The sequence below is a fragment of the Actinobacillus minor NM305 genome, from assembly GCF_000175195.1.
Lineage (GTDB): Bacteria > Pseudomonadota > Gammaproteobacteria > Enterobacterales > Pasteurellaceae > Haemophilus_A > Haemophilus_A minor.
The window spans coordinates 1-18,040 of record NZ_ACQL01000014.1 but is presented as its reverse complement, the minus strand read 5'-3'; the positions used below and the strand labels follow the sequence as shown (position 1 = coordinate 18,040).

The following is an 18,040-nucleotide window of genomic DNA, read 5'->3' as shown; positions in this document are numbered from 1 at the left end:
AGCTCCCTCCGTAAACGGAGGGAGCGAAGGTCTTTGAAAGAGCTAAATGATTCTTTGTGCAAATGCTACATAATGCCGTTAAACCTCTTATAACTCAACTTTGGAGGAATCCATGTCAGAACAAAAAAGTTGGTTCAAAAAAGCCTTAGAAAAATATGACAAATTCTGTGAAGAACTTGGTGTAAATCAAGGCGCTTGCCGAGGCTGTGTTCCTGTTGTGAAATTTGATCCTGAGCCAGAGAAAAAAGAAAAACAACCTAGAGATAAAACCGAACAAGCTAGCTAATTTGATATATCGATTCTCTGTAAAGAAGGATAGTGGAATTGAAAACCGCTTTCCAATAAACGTTTGGGTATCAAAGGTTGATTATCTAATAGTAATGCTACACGTTCGCCTAAAACGCTTTTTAAAAGGCATTCTGGGGTTGAGATATTTGCTATGCGTTGAGCCAATGCCCTTTTTGCTAGCATTTTAGATGTAGCAAAATGCATAGGGTGAAGTTTTTTTGCCAACCATTGTGTAAAAAATGCGTTAGTCACAGGATAAGGTGCCACAAGGTTATGAGCACCTTGGCAATGGTTATTTTTAAGCAAAAACAACACGGCATTTAAATAATCTTCTAAGGAAATCCACGCCCAATGCTGTTTGCCATTTCCCAATTTCCCTGCAAGTCCTTTTTCGAATAACGGTAACATTCGCTTTAATGCGCCTCCTTGAGCAGAAAGCACCATACCGGTTCGCAGTAAGCAGACTCGAGTTTTGTGTGCCGCTTTTAACGCCTCATTTTCCCAATTTTGGCACAATAAAGACGTAAATTGGTTACCTACAGGGGTAAGCTCGTCGTACTGAATCTGATTGTAGGGAAGATCGCCGTAATAGCCGGTAGCAGAACCTGACAGCAGTGTGTCTGGTGGATTGCTACTTTTTTCAATCAGCTCAACCAATTGGCGAGTGATGTTTAAACGGCTCTCTTGCAAAATTCGCTTTTGTTTTTCTGTCCAACGTTTATCAAAAATCGGTTCGCCTGCTAAATTAATAACAGCATCAAAATCGTTTAAATTTTGAAAATGTGCAAGATTTTGGCAAAAAGTAACCGCTTGGTATGGCGAAGTTGGTTTTTCTTGACGGGTAAGAATAGTTATTTTATGCCCGTCTTGTGCCAAACGTGCAACAAGTGGTGTGCCAATAAAACCTGTTCCGCCTGTAATTAAAATATTCATTAAAGTGAATTATTCTCAAAAAGTTCAGTAACCGTATGCATAAGTGTTTCAATAGGCATTGATTTTGTCGGTGTAATGAAAATCGTATCATCGCCGGCTATGGTTCCTAAAATGCCTTCACTTTTTCCCATAGAGTCTAAAAGGCGAGCGATAAGCTGCGCCGCACCTGGGCTAGTTTTTACTACAATCAATAAATCATTGTGATCAATATCAACCACTAAATTGCGCAAAGGGCTTGAGGTCGTAGGAACGCCTAATTCGGTAGGTAATTGATACACCATTTCCATTTTTGTATTTCGTGTCCGAACCGCACCAAATTTAGATAACATTCGCGAAACTTTAGATTGGTTGATGTTATCAAAGCCTAATTCTTGCAATGCACTCACAATTTCACTTTGTGAACTAAATTTTTCTTCTTTTAATAATGATTTAAACGCTTCAGAAAGTTTGTCCATGACATTCCCCTTTTAAGAATACTCAAATATGCAGAATTTTTGCTTATTTATGCAAAAAAAGCAATCTATTAGCCATTTTATTTGTAGAGGTTTATTTTTATATAGGAAAATTTTTTCCCTCTATATTAAAAAGTTTGATAAACTTCGCGCAGATTTTTTTAACTCTTTATGATTAGGTGGTTTTTATGAAACTTACACTTTTAGGCGCTGCAGGTGGTATTGGTCAAACATTAGCATTATTGCTGAAACTAAGACTTCCGGTTGGCACAGAATTAGCACTTTATGATATTTCTCCTGTAACCCCTGGGATCGCAGTAGATATTAGCCATGTTCCAACTTCAGTAAAAGCGGTAGGCTATTCTGGTGAAGATCCAACAGAAGCTCTTAAAAACTCAGATATGGTGTTAATTACGGCCGGTGTTGCACGTAAACCAGGTATGACGCGTGCAGATTTATTCAATATTAACGCAGGTATTATCAAAAACTTAGTTGAGAAAGTGGCTGATGTTTGTCCGAAAGCGTGTATCGGGATTGTAACAAACCCAGTAAATACTTTAGTGCCAATTGCTGCTGAAGTTTTACGTAAAAAAGGCGTGTACGATAAACGTAAATTATTTGGTGTAACAACATTAGATGTAGTACGTGCTAAAACCTTTATGTCTGAATTAAAAGATAAGCACGTTGAAACTGTTCGTGTACCGGTTATTGGTGGTCACTCAGGCCCAACGATTTTACCTTTATTATCTCAAGCACTTTCTGAAGGTCGTAAAGTTGAATTAACCCAAGAAGAAATTGAGAAATTAACTTACCGTATTCAAAATGCTGGTACTGAAGTGGTTGAAGCAAAAGCGGGTGGTGGTTCAGCAACTCTATCTATGGCGGAATCTGGCGCACGTTTTGCCGTTGCCGTTTTTGAAGCATTATTAGGCGATGGCTGTGTGCGTTATGCTTATGTTGAAAGTAAGGAAGGCAGCGGTTATCCGGAATTCTTTGCTCAGCCGGTTCGTTTTGGTTTAGAAGGGGTAGAAGAAATTTTACCAATCGGCGAGTTAAGCCAATATGAAAAAGAGCAGTTAGCTGAAATGGTTAAAATCTTAGAAAATGATATCAAGATCGGGAAAGATTTTGTAAATCAAGCATAAAAGCAAGCTAAAAAGGGTTGAGTTATTCACCCCTTTTTGTATACTTTCCTTGTTATTTTTAACAAAGGAAGAGCAATTATGAGTAAAAAATATCCATTAGCTATGCTTATGTTAGCGTCTCTTTTGAGTGCTTGTTCAAGTGGGGATAAAGTAGGCGTTGTAGAAAATGCAGATGTTTCTAATGTTGGTGCTAAAGGTACGGCATTACAGGATGCCGTCGTGCATTTTAATGAAGAAAATGCAATAGGTAAAACGACTTACCAACAAGCAGCACCAACATGGAATCAAAGTCAAGTGATCTTTGTTCCTGAAAAAGCAACGGCGATTTGTAATGATGGGACTTTCTCAATGTCATTACTTAACGAAGCTTGTTTAAATAACGGTGGAGTGAAAACAGCTATTTCTCGTTATCAATCTAATTAATTGAAATTTGAGATCGCTTGCATGGCAAGCGGTCTTTTTTTATATAAGGAATGTAAAATGAAAGTGACCAGTAAAGCTATTGTGAATGGTGCGTTTGAAGATCAGTATGGTAAAAGAGGTGTGCAATTTAGCCCAAATGGTATGCCAACTTACTCTATCCCTTTTGAAATTAATGATGCTCCAGAGGGCACAAAATCTTTTGCTGTCGTGCTTGAAGATAAAGATGCTATCACAGCAAGCGGATTTGTTTGGATTCACTGGCTTATCAGTGATCTTGAGCGGGCTTATGTAGAAGAAAATGAGAGTATAACGGCTACTGATTTTACTCAGGGGGCAAACAGCTGGGCGAGTAAATTAGGTAATTTTTCTATTGAAGAAGCCTCATATTATGGTGGCATGGCTCCACCAAATTGCAAACATCGTTATGAATTGATTGTTTATGCGCTGGATTGCAAATTGAACTTAGCTTCAGGATTCCGTTTTAATGATTTACACTTTGCGATGCAAGATCATATCTTAGCAACGGCAAGTATCATGGGAACATATGATGTATAAATTTGGCGATTATTTGAATGAACCGCTTTGTTAAGCGGTTTATTTTTTGCTTTTTTTTACAAATTTATCAAAATTTTCTTGCATAGTTATGCAAAAATTCATAATATTCATTCAGTTTTAAAAAATATAGGATTTTCACGAATGGCAATTCGTATTCATCATGTCAATTTTTTTTATGGCAGTAACCAAGCCTTATTTGATATTAACTTAGAAATTGAAAAAGGCGATGTTGTTGTTTTGCTTGGGCCTTCAGGCGCAGGGAAAAGTACCTTAATTCGTACATTAAACTTATTAGAAGTACCACAATCAGGCACGCTTGAAATTGCAAATCATCACTTTGATTTATCGGCTAAAACAGACAATAAACAGATTGCTTTACTCCGCCGTGAAGTGGGGATGGTTTTCCAACAATATCATTTATGGAATCACTTAACGGTTATCGAAAACTTGATTGAAGCGCCAATGAAAGTGTTAGGCTTATCAAAAGAAGAGGCAACAAAACAAGCACTAGCACTCTTAGCGCGTTTACGTTTAGCAGAATTTGCAGAGCGTTTCCCTTTGCAGCTTTCAGGTGGACAACAACAACGTGTGGCGATTGCACGAGCACTAATGATGCAACCCCAAGTACTTTTATTTGATGAACCGACTGCAGCACTAGACCCTGAAATTACCGCACAAGTAGTTGATATCATTAAAGAATTGAAAGAAACCGGTATCACACAAGTGATTGTTACGCATGAAGTGGGCGTAGCTCGTAAAGTCGCGACAAAAGTCGTTTATATGGAAAAAGGGAAAATTATCGAACAAGGAGATTCAAGTTGTTTTGAATCGCCAAAAACCGCCGAATTTGCCAATTATCTTTCTCATTCTGAGTAAATAAGCAAATTTGTCTGATAATTAAACCGCTTGTTAAACAAGCAATATGATTTATTACGCAAACCACAATAAGGACTTAAAAATGAAAAAATTACTTCTTGTTTCAGCAATGGCTTTTGCAGCATGTTCTGCACAAGCAAAAGACATTACGTTTGCAATGGAACCAAGCTATCCTCCTTTTGAATTAACCAATGAAAAAGGCGATATCATTGGATTTGATGTAGATGTGGCAAACGCAATTTGTAAAGAAATTCAAGCAACCTGTTCATTTAAAGGGCTGGCTTTTGATGGCTTAATTCAAGCGCTTAAACAAAAACGCATTGATGCTGCAATCTCTGCAATTGATATTACAGAAAAACGTAGTAAACAAGTACTTTTCTCTGAACCCTACTATGACAGCTCGGCAAGTTTTATTGCAGTAAAAGGTAAAGCAGATTTAACAACGGCGAAAAATGTGGGCGTACAAAATGGTACAACATTTAAAGAATATGTGATTGCAGAAGCAAAACAGTATACGCCTAAATCTTATGATTCATTACAAAACTCAATCTTAGACTTGAAAAATGGACGTATTGATTTAATTTTTGGTGACACTGCCGTTTTAGCAGACATGTTGAAAAAAGAACCTGAATTAGCCTTTGTGGGCGATAAAGTAACAAATAAAACTTACTTTGGTAACGGTTTAGGTATCGCTGTAAACAAAAGTAATACTGAATTGGCAAATGACTTAAATAAAGGTCTGGCGGCAATTAAAGCAAATGGCGAATACCAAAAAATTTATGATAAATGGATGACTAATAAGTAATCTATGTTTACGGAATATCTCCCTTTAATTTACAGTGCAACCCTAATGACCTTAGGGCTTGCACTTGCTTCTCTTATCGTTGGTTTATTACTCTCTATTTTATTTGTGAGTTTAGAAACAAGTAAATTGAGCGTGATAAGTAAACCGACCACTGTTTTTTTAGCATTATTACGAGGGCTTCCTGAAATTTTGGTGGTTCTCTTGATTTATTTTGGTTCAACAGAGCTAATTGAGAAACTCACGGGCGAATATATTGAGTTTAGTGCTTTTAATTGTGGTGTACTGGCGTTAAGTTTGATTTTTGCTGCTTATGCTTCGCAATCATTACGAGGAGCGATTCAAGCGGTTCCTGTTGGTCAATGGGAAAGTGGCACAGCATTAGGACTAAGCCGAGGCTATACTTTCATTCACATTATTATGCCGCAAGTATGGCGACATGCTTTACCAGGATTAAGTAATCAATGGCTAGTGCTTTTAAAGGATACAGCATTGGTATCGCTTATCGGTGTTCATGACTTAATGCGTCAATCAGAGTTAATCAATACAAATGAACATCAGCCTTTTACTTGGTTTGGTTTAGCAGCATTGATTTACTTGGCAATTACATTAGTAAGCCAAGTTATTATTCGTTATTTAGAATTACGTTTCACACGTTTTGAACGAGGGGGCAAATAATGATGGATTATCTTTCTTTTATTGCCCAAGGGATCCCAACGAGTTTAGGTTTAATGGCGACTTCGTTAGTAATTGCATTTGTGATTGCCGTTTTCTTTACTTTCTTACTTTCTATGGAGAATAAGATTGTCAAAGGATTCGTGAATGGTTATTTGATGCTCTTTACCGGAACACCGCTTCTTGTTCAATTTTTCCTGATTTACAGTGGGCCCGGACAGTTCCAATGGTTGATTGATAGCCCTCTTTGGATCTTATTTTCAGATGCATGGTTTTGTGCCGTATTGGCGTTAGCATTAAATAGTGCGGCGTATTCAACACAACTATTTCACGGTGCCGTGAAAGCAATTCCAAAAGGGCAATGGGAGACTTGTGCCGCATTAGGATTAAGTCGTTTAGATACGTTAAAGATTCTGATTCCTTATGCCTTAAAACGTGCATTACCTTCATACAGCAATGAAATCATTTTAGTGTTTAAAGGAACATCTTTAGCTTCTACGATTACGATCTTAGATATTATGGGTTATGCTCGCCAGCTTTATGGTACAGAATATGATGCGATAGGCATTTATAGTATGGCAGGGCTTATTTATCTTGTGATTACCGGTATCATGACGATTCTCTTGCGTAAATTAGAGCACAAGGTACTCGCTTTCGAACGAGTAGATGCGAAGTAGTTTTATGCAATCATGGCACGAGCTAACCTCTCGTGCCATTCATCTTTTAAAGAGCATGTAAAATTTTCCCCTCTATAACCTAGCACGAGTAGTGCTAGGTTCGTTAAACTAAGCTCCGCCAGGGCTGAAAGAAAGGGGTGCAGAGCGATTCAGATTAAATAATCCTATATGGTTCGTATGGGGCATCAGACTGAAAATCCCAGAAACCTCTGGGATTTTTGTTAAGTATTTTGTGGTGGAACGATAGGGTATCCACCGAGATCTTTTAGGCGATTAACCATAGTACAGAATAATTCTGTGGTTTTTTCTGTGTCGTATAATGCGGAATGAGCTTGTTTACCATCAAAGGCGATATTTGCTATTTGGCAAGCCTTGACTAAAACCGTTTGACCATACATGAAACCGGCAAGTGTTGCTGTATCAAACATAGCAAAAGGATGAAAAGGATCTCGCTTTGCATTAATTCGTTTGGCGGCAGCTTGCAAGAAACCTTGATCGAAAGCTGCATTATGTGCCACGATAACCGCACGTTGGCAACCTTGCTCTTTCATGGCTTTACGCACCATTTTAAACATTTCTGGGATCGCAATATTTTCAGGGACTGCACCACGTAGAGGGTTATCGATATCAATACCATTAAATTTTAGCGAGTCTTGGTTGATATTAGCGCCTTCAAATGGCTGTATGTGATAATGGCACTTTTGGTCAGGCACTAAATAGCCATTCTCGTCCATTTTTACCGTAATAGCCGCAATTTCTAATAGCGCATCCGTTTGAGCATTTAAGCCTGCCGTTTCAACATCAATAATAACAGGCAAATAACCACGAAAGCGGTTCTTTAATAAGTGATAATCGGGAGTTTGTTGTTCCATAAACAGAGATAAACTTCTATCGTCAAATAAAAAGGCACGAGTCGTAACCCGTGCCGACAAAATCGCTTAAAGATTAGTTACCTAAAGCGTCTTTTGCCTGTTTGTTTTCAATAAATTCAATTTTGTAACCATCCGGATCTTCCGCAAAAGCGATAACGGTTTTACCACCTAATACCGGACCTGGTTCACGTGTAATTTTACCACCTGCAGCACGGATAGCTTCTACAGTGCTATAAATGTCATCGACACCAAGAGCAATATGACCATAAGCAGTGCCTAGTTCATAACTCTCTACACCCCAGTTATAAGTTAGTTCAATGACCGCACTTTCGCTTTCATCGCTATACCCAACAAAAACGAGCGTATATTTATATTCTGGATTTTCACTTCGGCGAAGTTCTCTCATTCCTAAAACTTCTGTATAAAATTTGACAGAACGTTCCAAATCGCCAACGCGTAGCATCGTATGTAAAATTCGCATTGCTAAATCCTCTTAAAAGTTAAAAAAACGGGGATATTATGGCATAATTCTACTTTAAAATCATTTTTCTATGCTGATTATTATGTCCCATTCTCACGATTCTGAAAAAAAATATGAAATTGCAAGCCACGCCTTTTTACCTATGGGGGCAATGCTTTTCATCGAAATGGTGGTAAATCACTATTTTGCGCCTGCCAACATGATTTTTATTTCGCCCTATCTATTGGCTTTTTTTATTGCGGTATTGATTAGTCTTTTTGTGTTTTGGAAAGGGCAAATTTGCCCGGGGCAAACCGGGCGATTAACCTTTGTCTTTAAATTTTTCTTGTTATTTGCATTGGGTAATTTGGCCTATTCGCTCGCTTTCACGCCTAAACATACACCGTTACTCATTGCGGGGCTTGCCTCACTCGTTTTAACTTTTGTCTATTGGTCATTACCTGATGAGGAAAAACTGTATAACACGATAATGTACTGCGGTTTTGCCATGGTTGCCGTGGGAGCTATTTTATATCTGCTTGTGTATTGGGTAGAAATTCCTTCGCTATTCAATTGGGTTAGAGCCAATAATTTTGCTCAGTTGTTGCTAGGAATTTTATTAGCAGGCTGGTATATGATGTTGGCAAAAAGCCGGTTAGATGTCTTTTTCAAATTGCTCGTTCAGCTAGCGCTTTTGGTCTTAGTCTTAAATTATTTTTGGGTTGCATTTGTCTTATATCAACAGTTACAACTTATGCCTGAAATGAGCTTAATGCCTTATATTCTGTATTTTGCATCGCAATTTGTGATTTTTGCTTGCCTCGCCTGGTTGTTACTTGGCAAAGGCGAAAAACAGATTAAAAATCCATTAGGGTGGTCATTAGCTACTTTCTGTGCGATGCTTTATCCTTTAACCAACATCTAATTTATGCTCAAACGCATCTTCGTTGCTTTTGTTATTTTGTTTGTGCTACTGCTTGCAAGTGGCACGATGTTGCTTACCAGCAGCCAATTTAGCACTGTGGTAAATATTTTTTTACCAAAAGAGTGGCAAATTTCGGTTGAAAAAGGTGGTTTTCAACTTCAGCAAGAAGGTGCGTCTCTTCCTCAATTCACGCTTCGTTATCAGGCTTGTTCACTTGCTACTGTTGATGATATACAACTGAATTGGGGAATCCCGAAAAAATTAACTGCTGAGCGAGTATCTCTGGATTATGCCTGCCTGCTGAATATGCCAACCTCAGAAACCAAACAAGAGACGTTTTCACTTAATCCTATTTTGGCGTTACTGCCTGAAAGCGAAGTGATTGTTAAATCGCTCGTATGGAAAAATGTTCCTGAAGATTTAAACCCTCGATTAAAGCAACTATTGAACGAATCCACACAGCTAAATGTGATATATAAGCAAAACATTTTAGCAGCTAAAGTGATGCAACAAGCGGTTCAATTTGATGGAAAATTTACCAATAACCAATTAAGTGGCAATCTTTTTTATCAACCTTCTGGGGAAGAAAAACATAATCTATTATTTTCTACCCAGCTTGACGATAATTTGCTTGCCATGCCAAAACAATTTGAAGGCGATTACCATTGGCAATTGCCTAAAGCCTTAATCAGCAATGAAGAATTACGGGCAGGAAGTGTTTTGCTTAATTGGACACCCAATGAAGAAAATGCATTAGTGGGAACGCTCGTATTTACTTCAGAAAAACAACCTAAAAATACCCTAAAATTACCGTTTAAATTTGATTTAAATGCTTTGGATATCTACCAAGGAAAATTTAATTGGGAGTGGTTAAAAGATTTTCCTATCAATGGCTCAACCACGGCGACAATTACGCCGAAAAATTTAATTAAGGGCGAGATTTTTCCTATTCAGATACAATTTAGAGCTAACTTTTTCTCTCATGATAAACATACCTTAAGTATTGCAACTACAAAAGGCGTGATTAAAAGCCCTCATGAATTTGACTTACCGTTTACGTTATCTGGCTATGTAAAATACAATTCGTTTCGTTTGTTTAGCCAAGCAACGATTCAGGCAAATGAAAAAGGAATGCAGTTTTCGCCGAAGTCGATGTTCCACATTATCAGCGGTAAAGAGCGTTTACTCACGATTAAAGAATTGACGATTCCGTTAGGGAATATCCGCTTTGATCGCTATGGGGTAACAGGGCGTTTTCAAGCGAGTTTTAAAGGCGAAACGCCGGATTTCCAAGATATTGATTTACATTTAGATGGCTCGGCAAACCATTTCAAAATGGGGTTACTCAACTTTTTTGATAACTATGCCGGAAAAGCTCATCAGCAAGATTTATGGCAATGGCAGTTATCAGGGAATGCGCATTTAAAAGCACTAAATAGTAAAATTGCCTTAGACGGAAAGGGGCAATGGCATTCAAATTTGGTTCAAATTGACCAGTTAAATGGCAAGATGGCACAGGTAAAACATAAAAGCATTTTTATCCCTCAAGCCGAATTACGTTTAACTTCACCTGTTAAATTCGCCTATGAAAAATGGCATTTAATGGGCGGTGCAGAGATTGTTTCGCCTGAAATCCAATTCAATTATGGTGGCAAATTATTACGCCCAAGCACTAAATTAAATTTTGATGGAGAAATCGAGAAATTACGCTTTGATGGAAAAATTCAAGCAGGGAAAGTTGGTCCGATCGAACTTTCTGCACAACGCCATTTAGATGAAAAATCTTCTCGAAGTTCATTCCAAGGACAGCTTCGTTGGGATAAACAATCTGCGGATGTTTTTCAGCCGTTAATTCCGCCAAGATACAACTGGGTAATCAAAGCCGGAACGGTAAGCGGATATACGGATTTTCATACTTTAGCCACAGAGGCAGGCGGATTAGTTGCAAGCGGTCGAATTTCCATTAAAAATGGCGGATTGTCATTACCCAATGGCGAAATTAACGGCGTTGAATTCACTTTGCCTTATGCATTAGATCGCGGACAATTCAAATTTGGGGAAAAACAGCCAATCGCAGTAACGATTGCTGAAATGAAGCAGGGATTACCCATTTACGATATTCATCTGAATATTGATGGTTATTACCCTTATTCTGCCTCAAAACCACTTAATTTAAGTAAGCTAACCATGCAATTATTGGGTGGGAACCTAATGGTGGAGCGTTTGTCTTTACCACAGCGAGACCCCGCTTATTTAAAATTGGAGAATATTGATTTAGAGCAGATAATGTCGCTCATGCAATATCAACAAATTGATTTAAAAGGTCGAGCAAGTGCGGTATTGCCGTTTTGGTTAGATGGCGAGCCTTGTTATATTTGTGATGGTTTATTAACGCAATCCGCCATTTCAAACCTAAAAATTTCGCCAGAACTGATGGCGGCAATCTCAAAAAGTAGTGGTTATTCAGAACGAATTTTGTTGTATCTGCTAAACGATACAAGGATCAATGATTTACGTAGTTTAATCAACGTTGGCAAACAAGGTGATATGGTGTTAGATGCTAAACTTAAGCTCCAACTTAACCAGCAAGAGAAAGCAAAAGTGAATTTTAATTACAACCATAAAGAAAACATTTTTCATTTATGGCATTTAATCAATGCCGGTTCTTATGTTGAACAGGGGATTGAAAATAACCTTTATCAAAAACTGGATAATAAAAAATGAAACCATTGATTTTATTTGCAATGTTAATCCTAAATTTAACCGCTTGTACGCCTAAAATTCAGTTAGAAACGCCAGAAGAAGGGATCACGATCAATATGAATGTGGTTGTTGATCATAAAATTGAGGTAAAAATGGATGAGCGATCAAGGGCTGTGATTACAACAAGCGAGAATTTAGAAAAGCAAGCAGAATAAAAATGCTTCCCCTCATAAGCAAGGGGAAGCATTTCAATTAAAAGTAACCATTTGATGGTTTTTAAATATTTGATAGAGATCTTCTAATTTTTCGCCCTGAGGCAAGAGCAATTCAGGCGATAAATCATAGAGCGGTACGATCACAAATTCACGATTTTTCATTTCAATATGTGGCACGGTTAAACGCTCATTTTGAATTTGTTCGTTGCCATAAAGGAGAAGATCTAAATCAAGCGTTCTTTCTCCCCATCTCCGTAAGCGAACACGCCCTTGCTGATTTTCAATTTGTTGTAATCGATCAAGCAAATCTAAAGCAGCTAGATCCGTTTTAAATTTAGCAACCGCATTAACATAATCCGGTTGATCTTGAGGCCCTAATGGTTTTGAACCATAAAAAGGGCTTACCTCAAAATCAATTGCAAATGTTTTTAACGATTCAACCGCTTGTTTCAGTTGTTCTAACGGATTATCAAGATTAGAGCCGAGAGCAACGTAAACCGTTTTTAATGTCATACTCATCTCTTTTTATTCCGCTTTGTTGCTGGTTTTTTTCTTACGGCGAAAGGTTTTACGGCGGCGTTTTTTCTTCTCTTCATCTGCAACATGCGGTAATTTTTTTACCGCTTGTAACATCTCTGCACGTTGTTGATCGTTGCTAAATTGGAACTCATGCCACCAAGCTGAGAGTTCAACGAGATCGCCCCCTTCAATTTCCGCTCGCATAACCAGTAAATCAAAACCGGCTCGGAATTTTTGTGCCTCTAATGTTTGTAAAGGACGTTTTCCGGTGCGGCGAGTCATTTGAAATTGAAGTGCCCAGATTTCACGAATTACCCCCGTATGACGGCGGTGCAATGCCACAGATTTACAGCTTTCATCTAAAATATCATTGGCGGCTAACATCATTGAATCATGGTTATTTAAGCCACCTTCGTTTTTAAGTTCATCAATTTTTTCACGTAGAGGATACCAAAAAAGCGCTGCAAATAAGAATGCCGGATTAACTGGTAATTTATCTCGAATACGCTCATCGGTTGAGGTTAGCGCTTTGGTAATCATGCGTTCCGCATTTGAATCTTGCTTTTCAGTAAAAAACGGCATAAGCACAGGGAAAAGCGGTTCAAATAAGTGGTATTCGCGCAATAATTGATAAGTTTTTAACCCTGCACCGGATTGCAATAATTTTAATGATTCATCAAATAAACGTGCAGCCGGGATCATTTTTAGCAATGGCGCCATTTCTTTGATCGGATCAGCTGTTGCGCGATCTAAGAACATATCTAATTTTGCCATAAAGCGGATGGCACGTAGCATACGTACAGGATCTTCCTGATAACGCTGAACAGGGTTACCGAGTAAGCGCAATTTACCTGCGTTTAAATCTTCCAACCCATTGAAAAAATCATAGATTAAGTTATGGCGAGGGTCGTAGTAAAACGCATTAACGGAAAAATCTCGGCGTTCTGCATCTTCACGCATAGTGCCGTAAACATTATCACGTAAAAGCATACCAGCATCACTGATTTTAGAGATTTTGTCATTGGTATGGTTTTCATGACCCGCACGGAAAGTAGCGACTTCGTAGATTTCACGACCAAAGACAATATGTGCCAAACGGAAGCGGCGACCGACTAAGCGGCACTGACGACCAAAAATCTTTTGAACTTCTTCTGGACGTGCATTGGTTGAAATATCAAAATCTTTCGGGTTTTTACCTAACAGCAAATCACGAACACAGCCACCTACAATGTAGGCTTCATATCCTGCTTTGTGAAGTTTTTCAACGATAGATAATGCTTGCTTTGGAAAATCTTTTGTTGTGATTTGATGATGTGCGGCATTGATCGTAAATTTTTTATGTAGGATATGTGAAGGAACTTGCTCTTGCGCTCGTTTGTTTTTAGCACGAGACGCCCGTTCAGATGATACCTGTACTGAACGAGTAGGACGGTTATCTATTTTCTTTTCTTGTTGAATAGCATTAACATCAGAAGATGTTTTGCCTTTTTTAGAACGAGAAAAAAAGGATTTAATATAATTAAAAATAATTCACCTCTTAATTTCACGTGTTAAAGTGAACAACGGAGAGTTTATTACTCTCCGTTTTGCTGATTATAGACCCATCTGTTTTTCACGGATTTCTGCTAATGTTTTGCAATCAATGCAAAGATCCGCAGTTGGGCGAGCTTCTAAACGTTTTAAACCGATTTCAACGCCACAGGTTTCACAATAACCGTAATCATCTTCGGCAATTTTGTTAAGCGTTTGCTCAATTTTCTTTAACAATTTACGTTCACGATCGCGGTTGCGGAGTTCTAAACTAAATTCTTCTTCTTGGGTTGCTCGGTCTGCCGGATCGGCAAAGTTTGCAACTTCTTCTTGCATTTGGCTTTTGGTACGCTCCGCTTCGTCCATAATTTGTGCGTGCCAAGCTTTTAGAATTTTGCTGAAGTGCTCTTTTTGCGCTTCATTCATATATTCTTCATCTTTTTTCAGTTCATAAGGTTTTACGCCGGCCAATGCCAATAAACCTAAAGACGTGGTGTTTGCCACTGCCATAATACACTCCTGTTGTTAATTTATTCCCATCATTAGGGCAAAAAATGCGGTACATTTTGAGGTCGCTATTGATAACAGAACTTGAACCATTTAGCAAATACTTTTACAAAAAATATGAAAATTTGTATATATAACAGATTAAAAATAAAGCCAAACGGAGCAATATTTACTCCGTTTTTGAGGGATTTTAGATTAACGACTTACCGCTTTTTGCCAATCGTTGAGCCATTGGCGGATAACTTCGCTATTAGGTTGTTGATTTTCAAGCACTTTTATTTTTGGTAAGGCGGTTAATAAAGGATCGATTTCTCCGCTGATTACCGGCTTCATTATATTGGCTTTAGCAATAATGCGTTGAGCTTCCGGCTGATGTAAAAAACGTAAAAATTGTTGCGCCAAGACTTTTTGTTTGCTGCTTTTTAAAATTGCGGCTAATTCGATCTGCATTAAATGCCCTTCTTCAAAAATTGCCGCCACATTTTTATCATCATTTTCATACCATTGATGATAAAGTGGCGAAGTTGTATAGCTTAATACTAAATCCGCTTCGCCTTTTAAATAAGCGCCATAAGTTTCAGACCAACCTTTGCCAATGGTAACAGTATGTTTAGCCAATTTTTCCCAAAATTCTGAAATGTTGCCTTTTGAGGAAAGGGCTTGATTGACCCACACTAAAAAACCACGCCCTACGGTGCTGGTTCTTGGATCTTGATAAATGACTTTTAAATCTTGGCGTTCCATCAGCTCTTTTAAGGAAGTTGGTGGATTTTTTAATTTTTCTTTATTGTAGATAAAGGCGTATTCGCTATAGTCATAAGGGTAAAAAATGCTGCTTTGCCAAATTGTCGGGAGGGAAAGATCTTGTAATGTCAGATTATGTTCGCTAAATAATCCGCTTTTTTCCGCCTCTGGTTGAGTGAAATTATCAATGCCGACAACCACGTCTGCTTTTGTTTTATTGCCTTCTAAACGGACACGATTTAGCATGGTAACGCCATTTTCAAAAGGCAGAAAGCGAACATCACATTCACAATCTTTTTCAAATAATTTTTCTAATTCGGCAGCTGGTCCATATTTAGAAGCGAAGGAATCGTAGGTGTAAACATTTAATACAGGCTTTTCAGCAAAAGCAGAAAGAGAAGTGGTTAGAGCAGATAGTGCGATAATAAATTTTGTTGGTTTCATTTTATAGCCCTTTGTTTGATGCAAAGGATTTCGGGAAGAATATGATGATCTTCTCAAATCCCTACGCTGATATTAGTCAGTTCAGGTTCTACGGATTGATAGTTGCTATCTCTCAGCCTTCAAATAAGGCACTCCGATGAGAACGTTGGGATTTTATGCAAAAAAAAAGAGAAATTCAACCGCCTGCAAACGTTTGCTTTTTTCAAAAAAATCGTTATACTATCGCCCTAGTCCAAACATAGGAACTAGAAATGAATCTTCATACATTAACTCCATATACTTTTTCTCAGCTACACTTCAATTTACGAGGTGTAGCTCTTTTTTTATTCATTTCTATTGTTATTTTTTAATTAAAGATCGCTTTATTCAAGCGGTTTTTTTTCGCCTAAATTTTACAAGAGGATAGCAAATAATGAGCCAGTTGATTCGTACCCTAAAAGGGCATATTCGTGATGAAATTATCAAAAAAGGGGGCTGGGTAAATGCACACGCACACGCTGACCGTGCTTTTACAATGACACCGGAAAAGATCACAATATACCAAAATGCGAATCTTCAACAAAAATGGGACTTAGTTGATGAAGTAAAACGCCAATCAACCGTTGATGATTATTACCGCCGTTTTAGCCAAGCGATTGAGCTAATGATTTCGCAAGGGGTTACTGCATTCGGGACATTTGTTGATATTGACGGTGTTTGTGAAGACCGAGCCATTATCGCTGCACACAAGGCTCGTGAGGTTTACAAAAGCGATATTATCTTAAAATTCGCAAATCAAACCTTAAAGGGTGTCATTGAGCCGACAGCAAAAAAATGGTTTGATATCGGTTCTGAAATGGTCGATATGATTGGTGGCTTACCATACCGTGATGAATTGGATTACGGCAAAGGTTTAGAAGCGATGGATATTCTTATGGATAAAGCGAAATCGCTCGGCAAAATGTTGCACGTTCACGTGGATCAATTTAACACACCAAAAGAAAAAGAGACCGAACAACTTTGTGATAAAGCGATTGAACACGGTATGCAAGGTCGTGTGGTTGCTATCCACGGGATTTCAATCGGGGCGCATCCAAAAGAGTATCGCAAAATGCTTTACCAAAAAATGCGTGATAGCCAAATGATGGTAATTGCTTGCCCGATGGCGTGGATTGACAGTGGTCGTAAAGAAGATTTACAGCCATTCCACAATGCTTTAACACCGGCAGATGAGCTTATTCCTGAAGGGATTACCGTAGCGATTGGTACCGATAACATTTGTGATTATATGGTGCCATTATGTGAAGGCGATATGTGGCAAGAGCTTAGCTTACTTTCTGCCGGTTGCCGTTTCACGAATTTAGAAGAAATGTCTAATATCGCAAGTATTAACGGTCGTAAAGTTCTCGGTCTTCTGTAAATTTTTAAGCGGTCTTATTTGGGATAATATTTGCAAATTGATATTATGTAGCATTTGCACAGAATTTATTTCATTTAACTTCTCCCCCTATTTACTGAGGTGGAATGAGGGGGGGGGAGATCTCTAGACTAAAATGGGTCGTATAAAGACTAGATGACATCACAAACAACACAACATTTACGCTTTGTCTTTTAACAGCGCAATAATCTCTTTCAATGCTACAATTTCCTCATTTTTCTGCGCAAGCATTTCATCCTTATGAGCGATTGTCAGTTTTAATTTTTCAATTTCGGCGGTAAGGTTTTCATTTTCGCCATAATAATTTGTATTGTGATCATTCATCACAAAAAATACACCTTTCCCACCACCTTGCATTAGTTCCAGCACATCAATATTAAAAATTTGAGCAATTTGTTCAAGTTTGTGTAAATTAAGTTTTGTTTCGCCACGTTCAATTTTAGCGTAACCGTTGGTGGACATATTCATTTTTGCCGCCATCTCTTCTTGCGACCACTGGTTCATTTCACGCACCATTCGGATTTTTTCATTAACACTCACAAATTGCCCCTTTTTTTGATTTGTCTACCCACAAATTGAGTAGCTTTGCCACACGATTTGTTGTTAGCAGAAGATTTAGCCTACTTTTAAAATAGCTCGTATTTTACACATATTTTATTTAAATAACACATTAAAATAAGGACTTTCTATGCGTTTGTCAGTTAAAACAGCAGCAATGGCGATTTTAGTTTCATTAGGTGTAACAGCTTGTAGCTCAGGCGGTGGTGGCGGTGGCTCATCTGCACCAACGAATAATCCAGAGCAAGCCAAACAAATTGAAGCCTTGAAAAAACAGGTGGAAGCAGAGCAACAAGCGGCTGCGGAGCAAGCTGCAAAAG

At 38.2% G+C, this 18,040-nt stretch carries 21 protein-coding genes, 1 pseudogene and 1 riboswitch; of the genes and pseudogenes, 13 read left to right on the top strand and 9 right to left on the bottom strand.

Going from position 1 to position 18,040, the window contains the following annotated elements; translation table 11 throughout:
* Positions 1-112: 112 nt before the first annotated feature.
* Positions 113-286: a DUF5363 domain-containing protein gene (locus tag AM305_RS12370; RefSeq protein ID WP_005822000.1), complete on the top strand. Its 174-nt coding sequence runs from the start codon at positions 113-115 to the stop codon at positions 284-286.
* Here the strand turns inward: AM305_RS12370 and AM305_RS00500 are convergent.
* The gene (locus AM305_RS00500; RefSeq protein ID WP_005821998.1) at positions 283-1,221 is read right to left on the bottom strand and encodes a TIGR01777 family oxidoreductase; all 939 of its coding nucleotides are present in this window, start codon (positions 1,219-1,221) and stop codon (positions 283-285) included. The two genes, AM305_RS12370 and AM305_RS00500, sit on opposite strands and share 4 nt — an antisense overlap.
* Positions 1,221-1,676: a transcriptional regulator ArgR gene (argR, locus tag AM305_RS00495; protein WP_005821996.1), complete on the bottom strand. Its 456-nt coding sequence runs from the start codon at positions 1,674-1,676 to the stop codon at positions 1,221-1,223. The genes AM305_RS00500 and argR overlap by 1 nt, the downstream gene beginning before the upstream one ends.
* 185 nt (positions 1,677-1,861) lie before the next feature.
* Between argR and mdh the strand changes: the two genes are divergently transcribed.
* The 7 genes from mdh to artM all read left to right on the top strand — a co-directional run bounded on the left by mdh (position 1,862) and on the right by artM (position 6,826).
* Positions 1,862-2,818 carry a malate dehydrogenase gene (gene mdh / locus AM305_RS00490; protein ID WP_005820331.1) on the top strand — a complete coding sequence of 319 codons (957 nt, stop codon included), beginning with the start codon at positions 1,862-1,864 and terminating at the stop codon, positions 2,816-2,818.
* Positions 2,819-2,896: 78 nt separating this feature from the next.
* Entirely contained in the window at positions 2,897-3,241 is a 345-nt protein-coding gene (locus AM305_RS00485) for a hypothetical protein (protein WP_005821995.1), read from the top strand.
* Positions 3,242-3,298: 57 nt separating this feature from the next.
* Positions 3,299-3,796, top strand: a complete 498-nt coding sequence (locus AM305_RS00480) for a YbhB/YbcL family Raf kinase inhibitor-like protein (RefSeq protein WP_005821993.1) — start codon at positions 3,299-3,301, stop codon at positions 3,794-3,796.
* Positions 3,797-3,937: 141 nt separating this feature from the next.
* Positions 3,938-4,672, top strand: coding sequence for an arginine ABC transporter ATP-binding protein ArtP (gene artP, locus AM305_RS00475; protein WP_005821991.1), 735 nt, complete (start codon positions 3,938-3,940; stop codon positions 4,670-4,672).
* A gap of 82 nt (positions 4,673-4,754) precedes the next feature.
* Entirely contained in the window at positions 4,755-5,477 is a 723-nt protein-coding gene (locus tag AM305_RS00470; RefSeq protein ID WP_005821989.1) for a lysine/arginine/ornithine ABC transporter substrate-binding protein, read from the top strand.
* A gap of 3 nt (positions 5,478-5,480) precedes the next feature.
* Positions 5,481-6,152, top strand: coding sequence for an arginine ABC transporter permease ArtQ (gene artQ, locus AM305_RS00465; RefSeq protein WP_005821987.1), 672 nt, complete (start codon positions 5,481-5,483; stop codon positions 6,150-6,152).
* Positions 6,149-6,826 carry an arginine ABC transporter permease ArtM gene (gene artM, locus AM305_RS00460; protein WP_192805812.1) on the top strand — a complete coding sequence of 226 codons (678 nt, stop codon included), beginning with the start codon at positions 6,149-6,151 and terminating at the stop codon, positions 6,824-6,826. Before artQ ends, artM begins: the two co-directional genes overlap by 4 nt.
* Before the next feature lie 221 nt (positions 6,827-7,047).
* On the opposite strand, the gene rnt is transcribed toward artM, so the two are convergent.
* Together rnt and gloA are read right to left on the bottom strand one after the other, a co-directional pair.
* A complete protein-coding gene (gene rnt, locus AM305_RS00455; RefSeq protein WP_005821985.1) occupies positions 7,048-7,698 on the bottom strand; it encodes a ribonuclease T in 651 nt (216 codons plus the stop codon).
* A 73-nt stretch (positions 7,699-7,771) separates the two neighbouring features.
* Positions 7,772-8,179 (bottom strand): lactoylglutathione lyase, encoded by a 408-nt coding sequence (gloA, locus tag AM305_RS00450; protein WP_005821984.1) that lies wholly within the window; start codon positions 8,177-8,179, stop codon positions 7,772-7,774.
* 82 nt (positions 8,180-8,261) lie between these two features.
* On the opposite strand from gloA, the gene AM305_RS00445 reads away from it, so the two are divergent.
* The 3 genes from AM305_RS00445 to AM305_RS00435 are packed head-to-tail and all read left to right on the top strand — an operon-like array spanning position 8,262 to position 12,001.
* Complete coding sequence (locus AM305_RS00445) at positions 8,262-9,083, top strand: hypothetical protein (protein ID WP_005821982.1); 822 nt, start codon at positions 8,262-8,264, stop codon at positions 9,081-9,083.
* Positions 9,084-9,086: 3 nt separating this feature from the next.
* Entirely contained in the window at positions 9,087-11,807 is a 2,721-nt protein-coding gene (locus AM305_RS00440; protein WP_005821979.1) for an intermembrane phospholipid transport protein YdbH family protein, read from the top strand.
* Positions 11,804-12,001, top strand: a complete 198-nt coding sequence (locus AM305_RS00435; protein WP_005821977.1) for a YnbE family lipoprotein — start codon at positions 11,804-11,806, stop codon at positions 11,999-12,001. The genes AM305_RS00440 and AM305_RS00435 overlap by 4 nt, the downstream gene beginning before the upstream one ends.
* Before the next feature lie 33 nt (positions 12,002-12,034).
* Here AM305_RS00435 and folK read toward each other — a convergent pair whose 3' ends face one another.
* The 4 genes from folK to thiB form a co-directional block, all read right to left on the bottom strand.
* Entirely contained in the window at positions 12,035-12,514 is a 480-nt protein-coding gene (gene folK, locus AM305_RS00430; protein WP_005821975.1) for a 2-amino-4-hydroxy-6-hydroxymethyldihydropteridine diphosphokinase, read from the bottom strand.
* Positions 12,515-12,526: 12 nt separating this feature from the next.
* Entirely contained in the window at positions 12,527-14,050 is a 1,524-nt protein-coding gene (gene pcnB / locus AM305_RS00425) for a polynucleotide adenylyltransferase PcnB (RefSeq protein ID WP_420196299.1), read from the bottom strand.
* A gap of 63 nt (positions 14,051-14,113) precedes the next feature.
* A complete protein-coding gene (dksA, locus tag AM305_RS00420) occupies positions 14,114-14,560 on the bottom strand; it encodes an RNA polymerase-binding protein DksA (RefSeq protein WP_005821973.1) in 447 nt (148 codons plus the stop codon).
* A gap of 192 nt (positions 14,561-14,752) precedes the next feature.
* Positions 14,753-15,745: a thiamine ABC transporter substrate binding subunit gene (gene thiB / locus AM305_RS00415; RefSeq protein WP_005821971.1), complete on the bottom strand. Its 993-nt coding sequence runs from the start codon at positions 15,743-15,745 to the stop codon at positions 14,753-14,755.
* A gap of 40 nt (positions 15,746-15,785) precedes the next feature.
* Positions 15,786-15,891: riboswitch (TPP riboswitch) on the bottom strand.
* Between the two features lie 266 nt (positions 15,892-16,157).
* Here thiB and AM305_RS00410 point away from each other — a divergent pair.
* Entirely contained in the window at positions 16,158-17,144 is a 987-nt protein-coding gene (locus AM305_RS00410) for an amidohydrolase family protein (RefSeq protein WP_005821970.1), read from the top strand.
* Positions 17,145-17,321: 177 nt separating this feature from the next.
* Here AM305_RS00410 and AM305_RS00405 read toward each other — a convergent pair whose 3' ends face one another.
* A complete protein-coding gene (locus AM305_RS00405) occupies positions 17,322-17,702 on the bottom strand; it encodes a helix-turn-helix domain-containing protein (protein WP_005821968.1) in 381 nt (126 codons plus the stop codon).
* A 148-nt stretch (positions 17,703-17,850) separates the two neighbouring features.
* On the opposite strand from AM305_RS00405, the pseudogene AM305_RS00400 reads away from it, so the two are divergent.
* Positions 17,851-18,040, top strand: a pseudogene (locus AM305_RS00400) (factor H binding protein domain-containing protein); the annotation flags it as partial.

Excerpts from the sequence above, each read along its gene's own strand:
- AM305_RS12370 (WP_005822000.1), top strand. The coding sequence starts at position 113 with ATGTCAGAACAAAAAAGTTGGTTCAAAAAAGCCTTAGAAAAATATGAC.
- AM305_RS00500 (WP_005821998.1), bottom strand. The coding sequence starts at position 1,221 with ATGAATATTTTAATTACAGGCGGAACAGGTTTTATTGGCACACCACTT.
- argR (WP_005821996.1), bottom strand. The coding sequence starts at position 1,676 with ATGGACAAACTTTCTGAAGCGTTTAAATCATTATTAAAAGAAGAAAAA.
- mdh (WP_005820331.1), top strand. The coding sequence starts at position 1,862 with ATGAAACTTACACTTTTAGGCGCTGCAGGTGGTATTGGTCAAACATTA.
- AM305_RS00485 (WP_005821995.1), top strand. The coding sequence starts at position 2,897 with ATGAGTAAAAAATATCCATTAGCTATGCTTATGTTAGCGTCTCTTTTG.
- AM305_RS00480 (WP_005821993.1), top strand. The coding sequence starts at position 3,299 with ATGAAAGTGACCAGTAAAGCTATTGTGAATGGTGCGTTTGAAGATCAG.
- artP (WP_005821991.1), top strand. The coding sequence starts at position 3,938 with ATGGCAATTCGTATTCATCATGTCAATTTTTTTTATGGCAGTAACCAA.
- AM305_RS00470 (WP_005821989.1), top strand. The coding sequence starts at position 4,755 with ATGAAAAAATTACTTCTTGTTTCAGCAATGGCTTTTGCAGCATGTTCT.
- artQ (WP_005821987.1), top strand. The coding sequence starts at position 5,481 with ATGTTTACGGAATATCTCCCTTTAATTTACAGTGCAACCCTAATGACC.
- rnt (WP_005821985.1), bottom strand. The coding sequence starts at position 7,698 with ATGGAACAACAAACTCCCGATTATCACTTATTAAAGAACCGCTTTCGT.
- gloA (WP_005821984.1), bottom strand. The coding sequence starts at position 8,179 with ATGCGAATTTTACATACGATGCTACGCGTTGGCGATTTGGAACGTTCT.
- AM305_RS00445 (WP_005821982.1), top strand. The coding sequence starts at position 8,262 with ATGTCCCATTCTCACGATTCTGAAAAAAAATATGAAATTGCAAGCCAC.
- AM305_RS00440 (WP_005821979.1), top strand. The coding sequence starts at position 9,087 with ATGCTCAAACGCATCTTCGTTGCTTTTGTTATTTTGTTTGTGCTACTG.
- AM305_RS00435 (WP_005821977.1), top strand. The coding sequence starts at position 11,804 with ATGAAACCATTGATTTTATTTGCAATGTTAATCCTAAATTTAACCGCT.
- folK (WP_005821975.1), bottom strand. The coding sequence starts at position 12,514 with ATGACATTAAAAACGGTTTACGTTGCTCTCGGCTCTAATCTTGATAAT.
- dksA (WP_005821973.1), bottom strand. The coding sequence starts at position 14,560 with ATGGCAGTGGCAAACACCACGTCTTTAGGTTTATTGGCATTGGCCGGC.
- thiB (WP_005821971.1), bottom strand. The coding sequence starts at position 15,745 with ATGAAACCAACAAAATTTATTATCGCACTATCTGCTCTAACCACTTCT.
- AM305_RS00410 (WP_005821970.1), top strand. The coding sequence starts at position 16,158 with ATGAGCCAGTTGATTCGTACCCTAAAAGGGCATATTCGTGATGAAATT.